The organism is Puniceibacterium antarcticum (genome assembly GCF_002760615.1).
Lineage (GTDB): Bacteria > Pseudomonadota > Alphaproteobacteria > Rhodobacterales > Rhodobacteraceae > Puniceibacterium > Puniceibacterium antarcticum.
In genome coordinates this window covers 1-18,274 of the sequence record NZ_AWWI01000134.1, presented here as the reverse complement: position 1 = coordinate 18,274, position 18,274 = coordinate 1, and the positions used below count along the sequence as shown (strand labels likewise).

Here is an 18,274-nt window from a genome sequence, read left to right as displayed (position 1 = left end):
ATGGCCCTTCGTATCGTACGCCTTCATGGTCAGGATGACTTGCGCCTTGAAACCCAGCCGGAGCCATCCGCCGCACCCGGCGAAGTCATCGTCGCAATCGGCGCCGCAGGATTCTGCGGTTCTGATGTTCATTACTATTCGCAGGGTGGAATCGGAACGATCCGGGTGCGCGAACCGATCATTTTGGGGCACGAGGCGGCAGGCACTGTGGTGAGCCTGGGCACGGGCGTAGATACTTTTGCCGTCGGGGATCTTGTCGCGATCAACCCCTCGCATCCCTGCGGCGACTGCCGATTCTGCGACCTGGGTCAGCACCAGCACTGCCTGAACATGCGATTCAAGGGCTCTGCGATGTTCCTGCCCCACGAGCAGGGTTTCATGCGGGACCGGATCGCCATTGGTGTTGCGCAGTGCCACCGGATTGGTCCGGGGGTGCCTGTGACGGAAGCGGCTCTGGCAGAGCCCCTCGCTGTCTGCTGTCGCGCCATGGCACGGGCCATGCAGATCAGCGGGGATTTGAAAGACAAGCGCGTGCTCGTTACCGGCTCTGGCCCGATCGGCGTGCTTTGCGCGGCGCTCGCGCGATATCACGGCGCATCTGAGGTGGTGGTGACCGACCTGCATGACGCCACGCTTGCCGTCGCCGCAGCCGTAGGCGCCACCGCCACCATAAATGTCGCAAGCAACGGCGAGGCCTTGGACGTCTATCGGGACGAGAAAGGTCAGTTCGATCTGGTGTTCGAATGTTCGGGCGCGGAACCAGCCGTTCGGCAGGCAATCGCTTGCACGCGTCCGCTTGGGACCATCGTGCAAGTTGGTGTCATGGGTGACACGCCGTTGCCCTTCAACATGGTTGTGGCCAAGGAAATCAACCTGATCGGCACGCACCGCTTCGACACCGAGTTCGCGGAGGCGGTGGAACTGATCAATGCTCGTGCTCTGCCTTTGGCGGCAGTTGTGACCCATAATCTCTCTGCTGAGCATGCGCTCGAAGCCATCAGGATCGCCTCTGATCGCACACAGGCGGTCAAAGTGCAGCTGACCTTCGAGTAAGGGAGGGCAGGGGGCTTTGAAGCCGAGCCTCAGGAATGCATCTCTTCTATCGAGAAGGGAGTTGGTGCGTTAACCAGCTCCAATTGCCGGACCAGGGGTGTGAGGCTAATCGGAACTGATGCAGAACTCTGTTGCGGATCGGACTTCGCCTTTCCCCGAACAGATTCATCCCACAGCCTCTGGTACGGGGATGCCGAACAGGACCTTCATGGTCACGCATATCTCGATGGCGGCATCGCTTTAGGTCTGCTGCCGACCGCGTGTGCCAGTTGGTGCAGCGCCCCAGACCCTCTCTGGCGCGAACCAACATCTCATGACATTGCGGCGCAATGCACTGCCGGTCGCAGACTGATCGACGCCGCCCCGGGCCGCAGCAGGCCTCCATCGCGCCGACGCAAGATGGCAACTGGCTGAAAAACTCCAACTCATGCGCTCGCCGCAGTGTCTTGCGCAAGACAGTTCGCGCTGCGCCCTCAATTCCATGAGGCTGAACACAGTCTTCGCCAGATCGAGCCCGACCGTGGTGATCTGCGATATGAGCGGCCTCCTTTGTGGATTTTTGCAGACCCACCCTGGCACATTGATGGCCTCGGGGGCGGTCACATCATCAGAGCCCCTTCAAAGGATACGATTACGCCGCCGCCCAGCCAGCAGATCCGCGACATCGCGCAAGCCAGAGCAGTCGGTGGCCCTTCAGGCGGAGTCGTAAAACTTGACGACCATAGACACCGCTATGCTGGCAGCCGGTTCAGGTCAATAACCTGACAACGCCGGGGAAACGTTAACCTGACAACGCCCTTTTGCCGCGTCTCGGCCAATGTTTGCATCAATATTGCGAATTATCGCTGAGATTTTCAGCGATGCATGTTGCAGCGCAGAAAACTTCCTAGGCTCCGTTAACGTCCGCTTGCCGGGTCGCCGCAAGCGAGCTGTACTCAAATGGAATATACGTAGCGTATATTTTCGAAAAACTGCGGCGCACCGGAGGCAGGGCGTTGCAAAGATACATTCCAGCGGTCGGAGAACGACCGCGCAATCAGGCGGCACAGATCGCCGATTTCCCAGCAACAAGGAGGTGAGGATATGTCCTCTGACCGTTCAATTTTTCGTTTGATTCGTTCGGCATCGACGTTGGCCTGTGCCGCGATCATGCCATTGACCGTAACGCTTGCGCCGCTGTCCGCGCAGGCAGCCGAGACCAAGCTGAAAGCGCTTGGCTATACGTCCAATCTGTATCTTTGGCCGATGGAAGAGGCATTCTACGCTGAGCTGCCTGCGGCCACCGGTGATCTGGTCGAGATTGAAGCCGTTCCGCATGATCTGGCTGGATTGAAAGGTCCGGAAGTGCTTTCGATGCTGCAAGACGGCACGTTACAGATCGCGGCGCAGAACATCAGCTATATGGCGGGCGAAGATCCACGCTTTGAAGCGCTGGACCTTGCCGGTGTGACGCTGACTGCTGAGGATGCGCGCAAAGCGACGGAAGCCTACAAGCCTGTCCTATCGGCTGTGATGGAAGAAAAATTCAATACGCATCTTCTGGGCCTTGCTCCGATGCCAAGCCAGATTTTCTGGTGCCGTACGGAAATCGGCGGCCTCAATGACCTGAGCGGCAAAAAAATCCGCGTGTTCAACTCGACACTGTCGGACTTTGTTGCTGGCGCAGGTGGCACAACCGTTACCATTCCCTTTGTTGAAGTTATTCCGGCGCTGCAGCGCGGTGTGGCCGATTGTGCGGTGACCGGTACGGCGTCTGGTAATTCGGCCAATTGGTTCGAGGTGACGGATTTTCTCTATCCAATGAATGTGGGCTGGTCGATGGTGTTCTGGGCCGCGAATAAAGAGACTTGGGACGGGCTGTCTCCGGAAACACAAGCGGCCTTGAGCGAACAATATGCCAAGCTGGAAGGCATGGCCTGGGAGGAGCAGGTAAAGCGGGATGTGGATGCAATTGCTTGCTCGACAGGTGGTGAGTGCAGCTATGGCAAAGCGGCCAATATGACGCTTGTTGCGGTTTCGGATGCAGACATGGCGAAACATGCCGAGATCATCAAGGATTACGTCCTGCCGAACTGGTCGGAGCGTTGCGGTGCTGATTGCACGGCCGAATGGTATGCCACCGTGGGTGCTGCGATCGGCCTCGCGCCTGAGGCGAACTGATGGTGGGCGCGCGGAAATCTTTATTGGCCGTCGGTCAGGGGCTGGAAAAGGTCCTGAAGGTGCTGCGCGCCCTCTCCAATGCCGGGATTTGGGCCGGGGGCGCAATGCTCCTGCTCTTGTCACACGGTGTCGGCGCCGAGATAATCTTGCGTCGCCTGTTTGACCGATCCTTGGGCGGTATGGACGAAATCGGCGGGTATGTGTTGGCAATCACCGCCACCTTGGCCTTTAGCGAGGCGCTGTTTTCACGCGCCCATATTCGCATCGGCATTCTTCACGGGCGGCTGGCCCCAAAAGGTCGGGCAGTGCTGGATGTGATCGCACTGATCGGGTTGATCTGGTTCTTCTCAATCATCCTTTGGTTCGGGTGGACGATGCTGATGCGAAATTGGGGCCTTGGCACCCGGTCAATGACACCGATGCAGACACCGCTTTGGATTCCACAGGTGATGTGGGTCGCGGCAATGGCGCTGTTCTATCTGTCCGCTGTCCTGCTGTTTTTACAAGGACTGGTCTCGATGGCGGTCGGCGATTGGGCCCGTGCGGCGAGCCTGATCGGTGCGCGCAACGATATCGAAGAACTTGAAGATGAGCTGGCCCTAAGTGCGCAAGCAGGGCTTCATCAGGAGGAGCCAAGATGATTGCAACCACGTTGATTGTGCTGTTTGGTCTGATGATCTTGTCGGTGCCGGTCGCAGCCGTTCTGGGGCTGACGGGTGTGATACTGTCGGCGCTTTATGCGTTCATTCCAGCCACGCGGGCTGCAGGCACGATCTCTTGGTCCGCAATGAATGACGGGATTTTGGTTGCTGTGCCGCTCTTTGTCCTGATGGGCGAAATCCTGCTGCGTTCCGGTGTTGCCGCACGGATGTATGGCGCAATGGCGGGCTGGCTTTCATGGCTGCCCGGCGGGCTGATGCATGCGAATATTGGCACCTCGATGCTGTTTGCGGCGACCTCGGGTTCCTCGGTCGCGACTGCCGCCACAGTTGGCACAACCGCGATTCCAGAGATCAAGCGGCACGGCTATAACGAACCTTTGTTTTTGGGCTCGATCGCGGCGTCTGGCACGCTTGGTATCCTGATCCCGCCTTCGATCAATCTGATTATCTATGGGGCGCTAACCAATGCCTCGATCCCGTCGCTGTATCTGGCGGGGTTCATTCCTGGTATAGGCTTGGCGCTGATGTTTTCGCTGACCGTCTGGATCATCTGCCGCCTCCGCCCCGACATGGCCGGAGACAGTATTCACGTCAGTTGGGCTGAACGGCGGAACGGCTTGCCACATCTGATCCCGCCGATTGCCATTTTTTTTCTGGTCGTTGGGTCGATCTACGCTGGTTGGGCAACGCCCACCGAGGCTGCGGCGCTTGGCGTTCTGGGCGCTTTGGGAATCGCGGCACTGTCGCGGTCGCTGACGCGCGCGATGCTGCACGCAGCCTTTTCCGGAACTATGCGCACCACCGGGATGCTTCTGGCCATCGTGATGGCCGCCTATTTCCTGAATTACATCTTCGGTTCTGTCGGGTTGACCACCAATGTGGTGCGCTTCTTTGAAGGGCTTACCTGGGGTCCTGTATGGACGCTGATCACGATTATCGTGTTTTACTTGCTGCTGGGCCTGTTCATGGAAACACTGTCGCTGATGGTTGCCACGGTGCCCATCTTCGCGCCTATCGTCGTTAGCCTTGGTTATGATCCGGTCTGGTTCGGTATCCTGGTGATCTTGCTGATTGAAACGGCAATGATCACGCCGCCTGTGGGTATCAACCTGTTCGTCGTCCAGGGAGTGCGTGGTCCCGGAGGGCCATTGTCGGATGTGGTGCGGGGTGTGCTGCCCTTTCTGGCAACGTTGTTGATGGCCGTTGTGCTGGTGGTTTTATTCCCGCAGATCGTGCTTTTCCTGCCGGAGTGGCTGGGATGAGCAGCCTTGACTGGCACCACGGAATCGCGATTTTTGCCCGAGCCTTTGGGTGCGGATTGTTTGTCTGGATCGTTTTGCGCGCGGTCGCTGATGCGCCCCCTGCCTGGGCTGCGGTCATCATCTCGCAACCATTGGCGATTGCCACAAGTTTTTTTGCCATTGCGGCCGCTGAATCCGATGCATTCGTTCGCGAAGCCGCCCTACGCGGAGCCCAGACCATTCCGGCGCTGCTGATCTTTCTAACGCTGGTTGCCGCGAACTTCGCGCGTCTAACAAAAGGGTCACTGCTTGCTTTGGGTCTAGCCGGTTGGCTGGTTGCCGCCCTGATCCTGACCGGTAGCCTCTGGCCATTCTGGGCAACCTTTGGCGCGACTGTGATCATGATCGCGGCCAGCCATCGGGTGTTTCCCATTAATGCACGGCTGATCTTGCGCATATCATCTGGTAAGCGGAGCGTTTTGTGGCCTGCGGCTCTGCAGGGCGGCGCAATTGTGGTGATCCTGTCGCTGTTTTCCTCGTATCTTGGTCCACGTTTCAGCGCGATTTTGTCGGCTGTGCCTGTCGCGATGATCTTCGTGACCATTTCTATGAAGGCCTCGGCGACTCCGAAATGGGCCGAAACCTATCAATCGGCACGGTTGGGTCTGCCCAGCCTGTCGATTTACTTGGGCGCCATATGGGCGCTGATCCCTTTCACCGGAGCGGTGGCGGCATGTTTCGCGGCGCTTCTCCCTTCTTTTGCGCTGTCGCTGGTGACGGTTCGCCTGCGCGCGCAGTTTTCTGCAAGGATGGCCCAATGACCAATGACATACCGGCAATCGCTGATCCAATTGCCTTTCAGTTGTTTCGTCACTCGATCATAGGCGTTGCCAATGAAATGGCCCTGACAATTTTTCGGACGGCCTATTCCGGTGTGCTGAAGAACATCATGGATTATTCCACCGCGATTTGTGACCGAGAGGGGAGGCTGGCCGCCCAAGGGCTGTCTTTGCCAGGTCATCTGTGTTCGATCCCGGTTGCGCTGAAAGCCAGCCTTGCCGCGATTGACGAACCCCTGGCCGAGGGCGATATACTGACCTTGAACGACCCCTATTCGGGCGGCATGCACTTGCCCGATATCTTTACCTTCAAGCCGATTTTTGTCGATGGACAAATCGTGGCCTTTGCCGCGGCCGTGTGCCATCACACAGATGTAGGCGGGCGCGTGGCCGGGTCCAACGCTTCTGACAGCACAGAGATCTTTCAAGAAGGGATCCGCATTCCCCCGCTGAAGCTGTATCGCAAGGGCAACGTCAACAAGACCTTGATGGCGATGTTGGAATTGAATGTGCGCATGCCTGACCGGCTGCGCGGCGATTTGCGCGGGCAGTTGGCCGCCTGCAGGATTGCGGAGCAGGGCGTGCAGGCACTGGCGACATCGAAGGGGCCGACGCAATTCGTGAAGCTGATCGACGATATGCTGGATTATTCCGAGATCCTGACAAAAGCCGCAATCGCGAAGCTGCCGGATGGCGATGTTACCTTTACCGATTACATCGATGATGACGGAATCGATGTCGGCAAGCCCATTCCGCTTGTTTGTTCTATCCGCAAGAAGGGCGACAAGATGGTTGTGGATTGGACTGGCACCAGTCCACAGGTCAAGGGCGCGATCAACAACACCTATTCCTATACGGCGGCGGCGAGCTATACGGCGGTTAAGACCGTTCTAGCTGACGGCGCACCGAATAATGACGGCGTTTTCCGCGCGATCACGGTGATTGCCCCTGAAGGAACGATTGCCAATGCCGTGATGCCCGCTGCTTGCGCCGCACGCGGGCTGACGGGCTTTCGAATGGCCGATTGTGCGTTTGGTGCGATGGCAAAACTGGCCCCGGGGAAAGTCTTTGCCTGCGGTGATGGTGGCAATACCAATGTGTCGATCGGCGGATATGACAAGGATCGCAAACCTTTCATCTTTGTCGATTTTGTCTCGGCGGCATGGGGGGCGCGACCATGGAAAGATGGGCTAGAAGGCAACACCACCATGTTTGCCAACATGGCCAGCTATTCCATCGAGGTGGTGGAATCGGAAAATCCGATCATCATCACGGCCAATGAGTTCATCAATGACAGTGCAGGTCCCGGAAAATACCGTGGCGGGACTGCGATGCGGCGCGATTACATGCTGCTTGAGGACGAGGCGATCTTGTCTGTCCGTGCGGACCGTCAATCGCACCGTCCCTTCGGCTTGGACGGTGGCCATGATGGTGCCCCGGGACGCAACGTGATGAACCCCGATCGCAATGCAAGGATGCTGGTATCGAAATTCACCATGCCGATCAAAAAGGGCGACGTATTTTCCCATCATCTTCCCTCGGGGGGCGGGTATGGCAATCCGCTGGACCGCGATCCGCAGGCGGTGGCCGAGGATTGGCTGGATGACTACGTCTCCACGAAAACTGCCCGTGATGTCTATGGCGTGATTTTGACCGCCGATGGCGTGGTCGATCTGCCTGCCACCGAAAAACGCCGCGCCGATCTAGCTGCATGAGGATATTTCCATGACTGACATTCAAAGACCCCGCATTGCCATTGATATCGGCGGCACCTTCACCGACTTCATTGTGCAAGACAACCAAGGTGCGTTGCACAGCTATAAGACACTGACGACGCATGACGATTATACCGTGGCGATCACCGCGGGTGTGGATCGCTTGCTTGATATGGCCGGGATCTTTGCCAGCGATATCGGGCAGGTGCTGCATGCCACAACGCTAGGATCAAACACGCTTCTGGAGCGGACCGGCGCCAAAACCGGGCTTATCACCACGGCTGGGTTCCGAGATGTGCTGGAAATTCGCGATCTGCGGATGCCCCGGCTTTATGATCAGGACTGGGACAAGCCAAAAGCGTTAGTGCGCCGTCGTTGGCGTCGGGTCTGCGAAGGCCGCATTCTGGCCGATGGGACGGAAATGACACCCCTAAAAGAGGCGGATGTGCGCACGGCCATCGCAATGCTAAAGGCGGAAGGTATTATTTCGCTCGCGGTCTGTTTAATCAATTCGCATGCCAATCCCGCGCACGAAATGCGCGTCGCGGAGATTGTCCGCGAGGACTGGCCTGAGGTGCATCTGTCGCTGTCTCACGATCTTTTGCCAGAAGAAGGCGAATATCCGCGTACATCGACCTGCGTGATCAATGCCTACGTGCAACCGGTGATAAAGACCTATGTTGCGCGGCTGACGACAATGCTGGTGCAACGCGGGATCACTGCGCCGTTGTTCTTCATGCAGTCCAACGGAGGGCTGACACCTGCCGAGGTGGCCGCAGAACAGCCGATCCATATCATCGAAAGCGGCCCTGCTGCGGGTGTGGTTGGGGCCTCGATCATCGGGGCAGCAACAGGAACCGACACCGCGATCACGCTTGATATCGGCGGCACTACAGCGAAAGCCGCGTTGATCCGGAACGGCCAGCCGGGCATGGCGACCGAGTTTCAGGTAGGGGGTCATGTGCTGCAAACCGAACGCTTGCTGTCGGGGGGCGGCTTCAGTTTGCGGGTCCCGGCGATTGATCTGGCAGAGGTCGGCGCGGGAGGCGGCTCGATCATCACGCGCGATGCGGCCGGGGTACCGATGGTGGGGCCGCGTTCCGCGGGGTCCAATCCGGGCCCTGCCTGTTATGGCAATGGCGGTACGGAACTGACCGTTACCGATTGCAACCTGATACTGGGCTATCTGAATGAAAATTCAATCGCTGGGGGGGAGATGAAGTTGGACCGATCCCTGGCCGAGAAAGCCTGCGCAACATATCTGTCGGGGCCGCTGGGCATGACGCCTGAGGAAGCAGCGCATGGCATTTTCACGCTGTCCTGCGTTACGATGATCCAAGCGATCCGCGCGGTCACGACCGAACGTGGACAGGACCCGCGTGATTATGCGGTCTTCGCCTTCGGTGGCAATGGACCCCTTTTTGCGGCAGGGATCGCGGAAACGCTGGGCTGCTCAAAAGTGATAGTGCCGCCTGCGCCGGGTGTTTTCTCTGCCGTTGGTCTTTTGTGTGCCGAGATCGAGATCCACAAATCGCGTAGTTTCCGCAGGTTGCTGACCGAAGAAACGGTGGTGGAGGCGAAATCGACACTGGTGGAAATGGCCATCGCTGCCAAAGCCGACGCCAAACGTGATGGCGGTCGGGTGATTGTCACTGCGCGGATGCGCTACGCGGGCCAAAGTTCTGATCTTCTGGTGCAATTGGGGGATCCGGCTACGCTGACGCATGCGCAGATGCGCGACGCATTTGTGGCCGAGCACGATGCGGTCTTCAAATTCACGGCCCCTACTGATGAGCCTATCAAGATCACGGCCATCGAATGCGCCTATGCCATTCCCGTAGGCAAGCTCGATCCCACCCGTCGCCATCTGGCGGGCACGCGAGAAGAGAGCCGCCAGAAGGCTTGGTTCGGTCCTAAAACCGGATGGCTGGATGCGCCCGTTGTGCCACGTGCGGGGTTGACGCAGATGGTCGGGCCTTGCATTATCACCGATCCAGATGCCACAACGCTGGTACCGCCAGGGGCGATTGCACGGATGATGCCGACCGGTTCGGTTGAAATTGAATTAGGTGTAGCCACCGTTGGCACCGTTCCGCACGCAGAGGTCGCAGATGTCTGAAGCGGGCTTTGAAAATCCGGCCCGGATGGGCGCAGGTATTTCTTGATCAACGCCGCTTCGGGGGTCCATCCTGACACTCAGCGTGGATATTATGCTTTCCTTGATTGTGCCTATGGCGGTGTTTGGTGTGAAATTGGCGCATTACGACATACGCCGTTTATCCTGTCCATCGCTGTTGGCCATCCGGAAGGCGCCAGCTGCGCGATCTGCAACCTGCATGACTGGTGTTTGGGCAAGCGCCGTGACAGGGCCGAATGCTTGTGGCTGGTGACGGCACGTGTCAAGCTTTGCTGACCATGGATGACAGGGCCAAAGATATTGCAGAAACTGCTCAGCCGCCGACACAGGCAGACCAGGCCTTGGCGTTCCTGCGCGACCGGATCATTGACCTTACGCTGGAACCTGGCTTGCGCATAGACGAGCGGTTGTTGGTTGATAAGTTTGGTCTGGGTCGCACCCCGGGGCGTGAGGCGCTGAACCGACTTGCCTCGGAAGGTTTCGTCGTCTTTCGGCCCAATCGCGGTGGTGCGGTTGTGCGGTCGTTGGATATTTCCGAATTCGAACAGTTGATTGAAGCACATCAGTTCATCGAGGCGGTGCTTGGTCACCGCTGTCGTTTGGCAACGCTGGGGCTGGTCGACAAGTTGCGCGATATTCAGTCTCGTTATGTTCCGGCAGTCACTGAGCGAGATTTCTTGCGGATTACCCATTTGAACACAGAATTTCACATGGCGATGCACGCAACGCTGCAAAACCAACTTCTTCACGACTTTGCCCTGTCCGTGCATCGACGGGTTGAGCGGATGCTGAACTATACCTATCGCCACGAGCTGCTGGACAAAACGCGACAGGACGAACAATTTCGGCTCAATTTGATCCAGCATGACGAACTGATCGAAAGCATTGAGAAGGGCGCGCGTACAGATTTCGCCACCAGATTGCTAGAGCACGGCAAGCATGTTGAATACCGCTTGGTTAACCTGTTGCAAAGACGTGGCCTTAATGCAGATGAGGCAGTTTTCTGATTTAGGTGTTCAGTTCCAGACTTTATTGGATAGGATTTAAGATGGAGCGATCTGGCCCGGAACACCGCGACATGGGACCTTTGTGCGACTGTTGTTTCGCCCGGGTGAGGCGTTCCAGTTCGACTTGAACGAGGATTTTGCCTCTCTGGGTGGCGAAGGCAGACCTTGCGCTCTCGGATAGCAAGAACCACGTCATAAAGGGCCATTTATCAGACCGCGCAGGCCGGTCCCGCCGGATGGCCGCTGACCTGCCCCCCGGAAGTTCCCCCGATCTGATGTAGAGTCTGCCCAACCTGAAGGAGCAGACGAGATGAGGAAAAGCCGTTTCACCGAAGCGCAGATTATCGGGATGATCAAAGAGCAGGGTTCAAGCGTTAAGCAAACGATCAAGGATCGTTTGTAGCGCCGAACGGTTTGCCGACGGCGGACTGTGCCGCAAGCACGGCCTGAGCCCTGCGACGTTCTACAAACTGAAAGCCAAGTATGGCTAGATTGACCTGTCCGATGCCAAGCGGCTGAATCAGCTCGAGGACGAAAACGCGAAGCTGAAGCGCATGGTGGCAAATGTCATGCTGGACAATGTTGTGCTGAAGGATCTCCTGGGAAAGCCCTGACGACGCCGATGCAACGGCGGGTCGCAGTGCTACCCGCGATGCAGGATCATCCGATCTCTCAACGCCGGGTCTGCGTCCTGATCGGTGTTGATCCGAAGACCGTGTGGCGCGAGAGGCCGCCCGATAACCCGGAAATCCGTCTGGAAATGAACAAGATTGCTGAGAAGCGGCGCCGGTTCGGCTACCCGCTGCCCGGCAGGTGATTGCGCAGCAATCGTCGAGAGGGAGCGCATTGGCGTCCTGCTGGAGCGCGTTGGCATGATTATGAACGAAAAGAAGCTTTACCGGATTTACCGGGAAGAGGGCCTGTCAGTGCGGCGCCGTAGAGGCCGGAAACGGGCGCGAGGCAGCTGCACACCAATGCCAGTGCCACTGTGCCCCAACCAGCGCTGGTCCTTGGACTTTCTGTCCGACACTTTCGGGGCCTGTCGCAAATTCGCTCGCCATTGTTCTTGAACCAATCCCGCACAATGGCTCGCCCTGGCGGTCAATGACGATTGCTGCCACGAAAACCTATGTCTGGTCCCCGACACCAGCATCTCCGGGGCCAGGGTCGCACGGGAGTTGGATCCTCTGGTCCGGATCTATGGGAAACCCGCCTGTATCCTTTCCGACAACGGAACGGAGTTCACCAGCAAAGCGATCCTGAAATGGACAAACGACAACAAGGTCGAATGGCATTACATTGATCCCGGAAAGCCGCAGCAGAATGGTTACATTTTACGTCGGGGGAAACGCCCCGCTGGGGCCTTTCCTGATCCCTCCTCACTTTAAACGGTAGCTTGCGCCCCTCTCGGCAGATTGCTCCGCAATCGCCTGCCGGGCAATGGACGAATGCCTCAACGAGGAAATCTTGCGACAGCTTGACCGACGCTCGCCGAACGCTGGCCCTTTGGCGCTACGACTACAACAACGTCAGGCCGCATTCATCGCTCGGCAACAAGACCCCAGCAGAAGCGCGCCGCGCGCTTGAGCTACTTGATGGCACTGCGCCCGGCGCGCTTGCCACACCCGAAACCGACGACTATCAAACCCAAGGACTCTCGCTATGACTGAGGGATGAACGGGGAGAAGGTCAATGGGCTTCGTCCGGTCAGGGACGCCCTTCACCCAAAACCGGATCGTCAACGCCAAGACCGACGTACCAGCGAAACATCAAGATGTAGTGCATCTGTTCCATTAACTGGCTCGTCGTGCCGACCGCCCGCCTCTGGGTTGGCTCGAACAGAGAACAGGATCAGGCTGGCACGGATCAGCCGCTCTTAGTGCAATCGAAGAGCGGACGAAATCCTCAACATCACGCAGGCTGAGCGCAAAACGATGGTTCGCCCGAACCGCTTAGGAAATGAAAGAACACGGATAAGCGTAGCCTTTCGGGCGCGGCTGGGAAACTGGCTGATCATCGGACTGCGCTATCGGAAGTCGGAAGGTGGGTCCACAAGTTGACGTTGCCCTTACATGGCATGTTACGCGGGGGGGAGCATTAACTTCGCAGTGCCCCAAGAGACCTATGTTAAACTCGCAGTAGAGCGCTTTGGCGCGTTTTTAAATGGCGCGCCTCTTGGTCTTCTGGGGCAACCTTCCGCCCGGGGCCTTTGACGATTTGGGCGACTGAGGCGCCGGGTTCAGTCGCCGTGCGACAGCCCCAGATCGGGGTGGGGCAGGGGGCCCTTGCCAGCCATGCGCCGCTCGACCAGCGTCACCGCGTCGTCGAAGCCGAGGGCCAAAACCGCTTCGGTCTTGCCGTCGTGCACGAACTCCATGGCAAACTTGCTGCCTTCAGGCGCGCCCCTGATGCTGTCCCACTCCAAGGCGTGTCCGGTATAGCTGTAAGATCCCTTGGCCTGCTGCATGGTCCAAAAATAGGGAGTGCTTTCATAGTGGCGGCCTTGGCCCAGCATGTTGCGAGCGGCAAGTTCTCCGGTCTCTTGGGCAAAGCGCCAGTGTTCTATGCGCTGAGGCCCCCATAGGGTGGGGATGCGTGCGATGTCTCCGGCTAGGAACACGTGCGGATGCTCGGGCACTGACAGGTCGTCGGCCACATGAATGCCGCCGTCTTCCTGCACATGGAATGGCAGCCAGGCAGTGCGCGGCACGGCGCCGACTGCGACCAAGACAAGGTCAGCCTCAACCGGATCGCCGTCATTGAGATTGACTTGGGATACTCTGCTGCCGCCGGCGAATCCGCAGACCCTGGCCGAGGTGACAAAGCGGACCCCGGCATCTTCATGTTCGCTCTGGATGCGGGCCGCAAAGTCCCTTCCAAACTGACGTTCCAGCGGACGTGCCTCGTTCAGGATCACCGTCACCTTGACGTTGTCCTTCCCAGACAGCACGGTCGCGACCTCTAGCCCGATGAAGCCGCCGCCGATGATGGCCACGCGGCAAGGGCCCTTGGCCAACTGGGCAGCCAGATCCGAGCGTAGTGAATCAGCGTCCTTAAGACGGCGGAGGAGATGGATGCCCGCCAGACCAGTTCCTTCCACATCGAGCCGCCGAGCGTCGGAGCCGGTGGCGATCAGCAGGCGGTCATAGCCGATGCGCTCATGCGAATGGGCCATCACCACCTCGTGGTTCACGGTGTCTATCGAGGCTGCCTCACCCTGGCGCAGTTCGATATCGAGGCTTTTGCGGGCTTCGTCGCTGCGCACCAGCGGCGTGTCGGGGTCGTCACCCTTGAGATAGGCCTTGGAGAGATCGATGCGGTCAAGCGGGCCGTGGGGTTCGTCGCTGAGCACCAGCACCTCGCCCGCAAAGCCTTCTCGGCGCAGGGTTTCTGCGGCACGCCATCCGGCAGCACCCGAGCCAATGATGACAAAGCGGCGGGGGTCGTCGCCCTTTCGTGCCATGGCGGGCAGGGGGTGTTCCTCAGCGTTGTCAGGCAGCCTCACATGCACCTCCCCGTCGGCGATGCGTACGTCGTATCGGGCGAGATTTTCGCAGGCCGGGGGGGCCATGACCTCTCCGCTGGCAAGGTCAAATATGGCACGGTGAGCTGGGCAGATCAGACGCCCGGCGGCGACGGCACCCTTAGACAGCGGCACGCCCCGGTGCGGGCAGGTCGCGGCAAGCGCGTGAACGTGATCGCCATCGCGGACGAGCAGCACCTTGCGTGCGCCAATGTCGACCTCGACCGGGGTGTTCTGGGCAAGATCCCAAAGCTTTGCGGCAAGATGTTCGCTCATTGGAAGATGTCCTGTATCAGGCGCCTTGGCGCGGGATTTGCAGTGATAACGTCAAGGCGTGTCCGCCGGTTCCCAGGTGTGCGGTCAGGACCATATGCCAAGCGATGCATAAAAGGTGGACCCGGCCCAGTATTGCGCCCGTAGACATCCCGGTGTCGGCAAGCTCCAGGGCAAGGTTACACTGATTACCGGCGGCGACAGCGGCATTCTCCGTTCCATCCCATCGCCGTCCCGCCCTGACCATCCGCTACCATCGGATAGAAGCTTTCGACGCCTGTTAAGCAGCGGTAAACATCGCCTGAAACGGGGACTTTGCGTCAATCGATCACTCTAGCGAATTTATGTGATAACGCCATTCTCCGACATTCATTGCCTAGCCCTGTGCTTGCTCCGATGCAGGTGCGAGATTCCGAGGCCACGCTTCTCCGAAGCGGACGCTCGTCCGGGCGATGCTCCTGCCAGTGATGCTTCGGGCTGCTCGACTGGCAGAATTGCGCAGGAATCTGTTCCGAAATCGCCTAGGCACAGGGGGGGGATCGATCAGCGTTTCGTCAGAAATGGGAGCCTTTGAGATTTCAGACGGGTACGTGGACGTAGTAATTGATTTCAACGGCGTGCATTATCCGAGAGACGTGATCCTTTTCGGCGCGTTCTTCTACATCCGCTCTGCAATCTCGTGCCGCGAGCTGGAAAAAATCATGGCTGAGCGTGGCGTGAATGTTGACCATGACCAAGAGATCGGCAGGTGCTGAAAAGCGGCATGAGAGACAGGCACGCGGGAACCTTCCCGGGCCTCTTGCGTTCGGGGAGCAGGGCGCATCGATGCGGCTTCAACAGGTACCGCCCTTTAATCTGCGCAGCCCTATCGGCCCCACATGCCTACGGAGTGACCATGACCCTCAAGATCGACGTGACGCTGGATTATACCCTGTCCGGTCCGACCGATTGTCTGGCGCAGATCTATGCCGCCGAAACCCCGCATCAGAAGGTTTTGTCCGGTGTCCTGACCACCCAGTCGCACAAGCCCCGCTCAAGCCCTGCTGAAGAGAAGATCGGCGAGCGGCTCTGGGTACAGGAAGCGGCGGCACTGCAGTGGCGCTATACCGCCCAGGTAGAGATTGATCGCGGGGCTTCGGATATCGCATCGCTGAGATCCGATCTGCCCCACGATCTTCCGCCCGAAGTGGTGAAATACCTGTTTCCGTCGCGCTATTGCCCCTCGGACAAGTTCCTGGCCTTCGTGAACGCCGAATTCGGCAAGCTTCAGGGGGGTGCCAAGCTGGTCGCGATGAACGATTTCGTGAAAGAGAACATCGCCTATGTGCCGGGCACCTCGGATGCTGAAACATCGGCGCTGGAAACCTTCGTTTTGCGGCAGGGCGTGTGCCGGGATTTCGCGCATATGCTGATCACTCTGGCGCGGGCCGGAACGATCCCGGCGCGGATCGTCAGCGCCTATGCACCCCGGGTCGAGCCGCCTGATTTCCACGCGGTGGTCGAGGTGTGGTTGAACGGCGCCTGGCACCTGATCGACCCAACCGGCATGTCCACGCCCGAAGAGACGGCGGGAATCTGCGTTGGGCGGGATGCGACTGACATTGCATTCCTGACGACCTATGGCCCCGCCCAGTTGCGCAATCAAAGCGTCCGTGTGACATCGACATAAACGCCGCCCGCTTCGCGCGAGGCGAGACGCGACGCCCCGGCGACACACTTGTCGGGGCGTTTGCCTTGCCGCATTTGCTAAGGTCCAAGGCGCCAAACCCAAAAGCCTGTGCCCGCGGGAGTCGGCCACCCCATTGCCGGTCTTGGGGGGCCTGATACAGATCAGGGCGCGATAACTCCCCTGTATCTATACTTTGGACAAGGTTCGATTGATCCCGTGCATGCGCTCGGGCGCTTTTTAGGAGGGCAACCATGGATATAGAAGTAAGCACTGACAACAGCATCGACGGGAGTGAACACCTCACGGCGGTTATTAAGGGTTTGGTTCAACAAGAGCTGACGCATCTGCAGTCGCACATCAGCCGGATCGAAGTTCACCTGAGCGACCCCGGCCCCGGTACCGCAGGCGAGACGGAAAGACACTGCATGTTGGAAGCGCGGCTCAAGGGCCAGCAACCCACTGCTGTCACGCATACAGCCTTGACAATCGAGCAGGCAACGAAGGGCGCCGCGAGCAAGTTAAAAAGCGCACTGGACAGCATCCTCGGAAAATTGGCGGATCGTCATTAAGCAAGTTCTGGCGTTCCAAAAGCGCATGCGGCTTTCGGCTTACACTAGCCCATGCGTTTCGGATGTCCTCCCCAGATCATGGTGTTGTCACCTTAACGGGCCTGAGGTTGCAGGTTCATTGATCTGGTCGTAGGCGGTGTCGACTCAGACATTGAAAATCAACTGCAAACGCCACCGCTTTCCGCCCTAGATCATCGCTCACGTTGTCTGGCTTTACGTCCGGTTCAACTTGAGCTTGTGCGAGGTCGAGGACTTGATGGGTAACGTGGCGTGGACGTTTCGTAGGAGACGATCCGGCGCTGGAGCGTCAAGTTCGGCACCCGGATCGCCCACTTTCTAAGGCTACGGCCGCCGCGCCCCGGCGATGTCAGGCATCTGGACGAAGTCGGGTTCTGTCGCAAACTTTTGAGAAGGTATGGCTGTCGCGCTACGTGTGGTAGCCGGAACCGGTTGATATTTCAGACAGGTGCCCAGACGTGGCGATTGATTTCTAGGGCGTATATTATCCAAAAGACGTGATCCTTTTCGCCGTACTCTTCTACGCCCGTTATGCCGTTTCTTGGCGCGATCTGGAAGAGATCATGGCCAAACGCGGCGTGGATGTGGACCATGCGACCCTGAGCCGGTGGGTTGTGAAATTCGCGCCAATGGTAGCTGCTGAGGCCCAGCGGCGCAAATCAGCAACCGCAGATCCTGGCGCATGGACGAGACTTATATCAAGGTCAAAGGCGTGTGGACGTATTTGTACCGCGCAGTGGATCAATACGGGAAAACCCTTGATTTCATGCTTTCCGAGCATCGTGATGAGGCGGCCGCCACGGACTTCTTTGTGCGCGCGATCACGAACAACGGCTGGCTGTAGAAGGTCGTGATCGACAAGATCGACGCGAACCTAGCCGGGCTCGAGACCCTGAACTGGCTGCTCATTTTGTGGGGCTGGTTCTGGTTGATCTATATATTTCAGGTCAAGTATTTGAACTTGTATGGATGCCCCCGTTGATGCAAGTGATTTTCGAACGGCGCGAGCGTGTGATCGGGTGCGGTCAGGTATCAGGCCTCTGTGTGCGGCGCTGATGTGACCGCGGGCTGGCATGGCGATGCGCGGACTGGAGGCATATCAACAGACCGGGCTCGTGGCTCCTGCACAAATGCTGCTTTCTCTGACCCGGATCTGATCGATCCTTTGCTCTTACTGTTCAGTGACCTCATCACACCCCTAATTCACCGGGACGTCGTGACTTGCACTCTTCGCTACGCCATCGCCGCCGCCGGATTCTGATAATCCTCTTGTTTCGTCATCATGGCCCAGAGGCCACGTGCCATCCATTGCCCGGCAACACATGCTTGCAGGTAGTGTCGCAAATGTTCGGATTACCGTTGCGTTTCACTTTAGCCCGATCCGATCGATGCACTTTCCAGAAGCAAT

Annotated in this window: 13 protein-coding genes and 4 pseudogenes; 14 read left to right on the top strand and 3 right to left on the bottom strand. The window is 58.4% G+C overall.

Annotation, left to right across the window (positions count from 1 at the left end; genetic code table 11):
* Positions 1-1,053, top strand: a complete 1,053-nt coding sequence (locus P775_RS20305; protein ID WP_099912699.1) for an L-idonate 5-dehydrogenase — start codon at positions 1-3, stop codon at positions 1,051-1,053.
* Positions 1,054-1,221: 168 nt separating this feature from the next.
* Here P775_RS20305 and P775_RS29090 read toward each other — a convergent pair.
* A pseudogene (locus tag P775_RS29090) lies at positions 1,222-1,359 on the bottom strand (transposase); the annotation flags it as partial.
* Positions 1,360-1,988: 629 nt separating this feature from the next.
* Positions 1,989-2,204: a hypothetical protein gene (locus tag P775_RS27675; protein WP_143520954.1), complete on the bottom strand. Its 216-nt coding sequence runs from the start codon at positions 2,202-2,204 to the stop codon at positions 1,989-1,991.
* Between P775_RS27675 and P775_RS20300 the strand changes: the two genes are divergently transcribed.
* The 8 genes and pseudogenes from P775_RS20300 to P775_RS20265 all read left to right on the top strand — a co-directional run bounded on the left by P775_RS20300 (position 2,203) and on the right by P775_RS20265 (position 12,480).
* A complete protein-coding gene (locus P775_RS20300; RefSeq protein WP_099912709.1) occupies positions 2,203-3,213 on the top strand; it encodes a TRAP transporter substrate-binding protein in 1,011 nt (336 codons plus the stop codon). The genes P775_RS27675 and P775_RS20300 overlap by 2 nt on opposite strands.
* Positions 3,213-3,854, top strand: coding sequence for a TRAP transporter small permease subunit (locus P775_RS20295; protein WP_099912698.1), 642 nt, complete (start codon positions 3,213-3,215; stop codon positions 3,852-3,854). The genes P775_RS20300 and P775_RS20295 overlap by 1 nt, the downstream gene beginning before the upstream one ends.
* Positions 3,851-5,137, top strand: a complete 1,287-nt coding sequence (locus tag P775_RS20290) for a TRAP transporter large permease (RefSeq protein WP_099912697.1) — start codon at positions 3,851-3,853, stop codon at positions 5,135-5,137. The genes P775_RS20295 and P775_RS20290 overlap by 4 nt, the downstream gene beginning before the upstream one ends.
* Positions 5,134-5,937: a hypothetical protein gene (locus tag P775_RS20285; RefSeq protein WP_099912696.1), complete on the top strand. Its 804-nt coding sequence runs from the start codon at positions 5,134-5,136 to the stop codon at positions 5,935-5,937. Before P775_RS20290 ends, P775_RS20285 begins: the two co-directional genes overlap by 4 nt.
* Complete coding sequence (locus P775_RS20280; RefSeq protein ID WP_099912695.1) at positions 5,934-7,670, top strand: hydantoinase B/oxoprolinase family protein; 1,737 nt, start codon at positions 5,934-5,936, stop codon at positions 7,668-7,670. Before P775_RS20285 ends, P775_RS20280 begins: the two co-directional genes overlap by 4 nt.
* Before the next feature lie 10 nt (positions 7,671-7,680).
* The gene (locus P775_RS20275) at positions 7,681-9,789 is read left to right on the top strand and encodes a hydantoinase/oxoprolinase family protein (protein ID WP_099912694.1); all 2,109 of its coding nucleotides are present in this window, start codon (positions 7,681-7,683) and stop codon (positions 9,787-9,789) included.
* Positions 9,790-10,085: 296 nt separating this feature from the next.
* Entirely contained in the window at positions 10,086-10,814 is a 729-nt protein-coding gene (locus P775_RS20270) for a GntR family transcriptional regulator (protein WP_099912708.1), read from the top strand.
* 310 nt (positions 10,815-11,124) lie between these two features.
* Positions 11,125-12,480 (top strand): annotated as a pseudogene (locus P775_RS20265) (integrase core domain-containing protein).
* Positions 12,481-13,053: 573 nt separating this feature from the next.
* On the opposite strand, the gene P775_RS20255 reads toward P775_RS20265, so the two are convergent.
* Positions 13,054-14,613 carry an FAD-dependent oxidoreductase gene (locus tag P775_RS20255; protein WP_099912693.1) on the bottom strand — a complete coding sequence of 520 codons (1,560 nt, stop codon included), beginning with the start codon at positions 14,611-14,613 and terminating at the stop codon, positions 13,054-13,056.
* Between the two features lie 587 nt (positions 14,614-15,200).
* Here P775_RS20255 and P775_RS20250 point away from each other — a divergent pair.
* The 5 genes and pseudogenes from P775_RS20250 to P775_RS20230 all read left to right on the top strand — a co-directional run.
* Positions 15,201-15,365, top strand: a complete 165-nt coding sequence (locus P775_RS20250; RefSeq protein WP_143520953.1) for an IS6 family transposase — start codon at positions 15,201-15,203, stop codon at positions 15,363-15,365.
* Between the two features lie 140 nt (positions 15,366-15,505).
* Positions 15,506-16,279 carry a transglutaminase-like domain-containing protein gene (locus tag P775_RS20245; protein ID WP_099912691.1) on the top strand — a complete coding sequence of 258 codons (774 nt, stop codon included), beginning with the start codon at positions 15,506-15,508 and terminating at the stop codon, positions 16,277-16,279.
* 251 nt (positions 16,280-16,530) lie between these two features.
* Positions 16,531-16,848 carry a hypothetical protein gene (locus tag P775_RS20240; protein ID WP_099912690.1) on the top strand — a complete coding sequence of 106 codons (318 nt, stop codon included), beginning with the start codon at positions 16,531-16,533 and terminating at the stop codon, positions 16,846-16,848.
* Positions 16,849-17,038: 190 nt separating this feature from the next.
* Positions 17,039-17,235, top strand: a pseudogene (locus tag P775_RS29950) (IS6 family transposase); the annotation flags it as partial.
* A gap of 128 nt (positions 17,236-17,363) precedes the next feature.
* Positions 17,364-17,827, top strand: a pseudogene (locus tag P775_RS20230) (IS6 family transposase); the annotation flags it as partial.
* Positions 17,828-18,274: the final 447 nt, after the last annotated feature.

What these genes read in the sequence shown, in the direction of transcription:
- P775_RS20290 (WP_099912697.1), top strand. Translation starts at nt 3,851, where the DNA reads ATGATTGCAACCACGTTGATTGTGCTGTTTGGTCTGATGATCTTGTCG.
- P775_RS20295 (WP_099912698.1), top strand. Translation starts at nt 3,213, where the DNA reads ATGGTGGGCGCGCGGAAATCTTTATTGGCCGTCGGTCAGGGGCTGGAA.
- P775_RS20305 (WP_099912699.1), top strand. Translation starts at nt 1, where the DNA reads ATGGCCCTTCGTATCGTACGCCTTCATGGTCAGGATGACTTGCGCCTT.
- P775_RS20300 (WP_099912709.1), top strand. Translation starts at nt 2,203, where the DNA reads ATGCCATTGACCGTAACGCTTGCGCCGCTGTCCGCGCAGGCAGCCGAG.
- P775_RS20280 (WP_099912695.1), top strand. Translation starts at nt 5,934, where the DNA reads ATGACCAATGACATACCGGCAATCGCTGATCCAATTGCCTTTCAGTTG.
- P775_RS20270 (WP_099912708.1), top strand. Translation starts at nt 10,086, where the DNA reads ATGGATGACAGGGCCAAAGATATTGCAGAAACTGCTCAGCCGCCGACA.
- P775_RS20255 (WP_099912693.1), bottom strand. Translation starts at nt 14,613, where the DNA reads ATGAGCGAACATCTTGCCGCAAAGCTTTGGGATCTTGCCCAGAACACC.
- P775_RS20285 (WP_099912696.1), top strand. Translation starts at nt 5,134, where the DNA reads ATGAGCAGCCTTGACTGGCACCACGGAATCGCGATTTTTGCCCGAGCC.
- P775_RS27675 (WP_143520954.1), bottom strand. Translation starts at nt 2,204, where the DNA reads ATGATCGCGGCACAGGCCAACGTCGATGCCGAACGAATCAAACGAAAA.
- P775_RS20245 (WP_099912691.1), top strand. Translation starts at nt 15,506, where the DNA reads ATGACCCTCAAGATCGACGTGACGCTGGATTATACCCTGTCCGGTCCG.
- P775_RS20240 (WP_099912690.1), top strand. Translation starts at nt 16,531, where the DNA reads ATGGATATAGAAGTAAGCACTGACAACAGCATCGACGGGAGTGAACAC.
- P775_RS20275 (WP_099912694.1), top strand. Translation starts at nt 7,681, where the DNA reads ATGACTGACATTCAAAGACCCCGCATTGCCATTGATATCGGCGGCACC.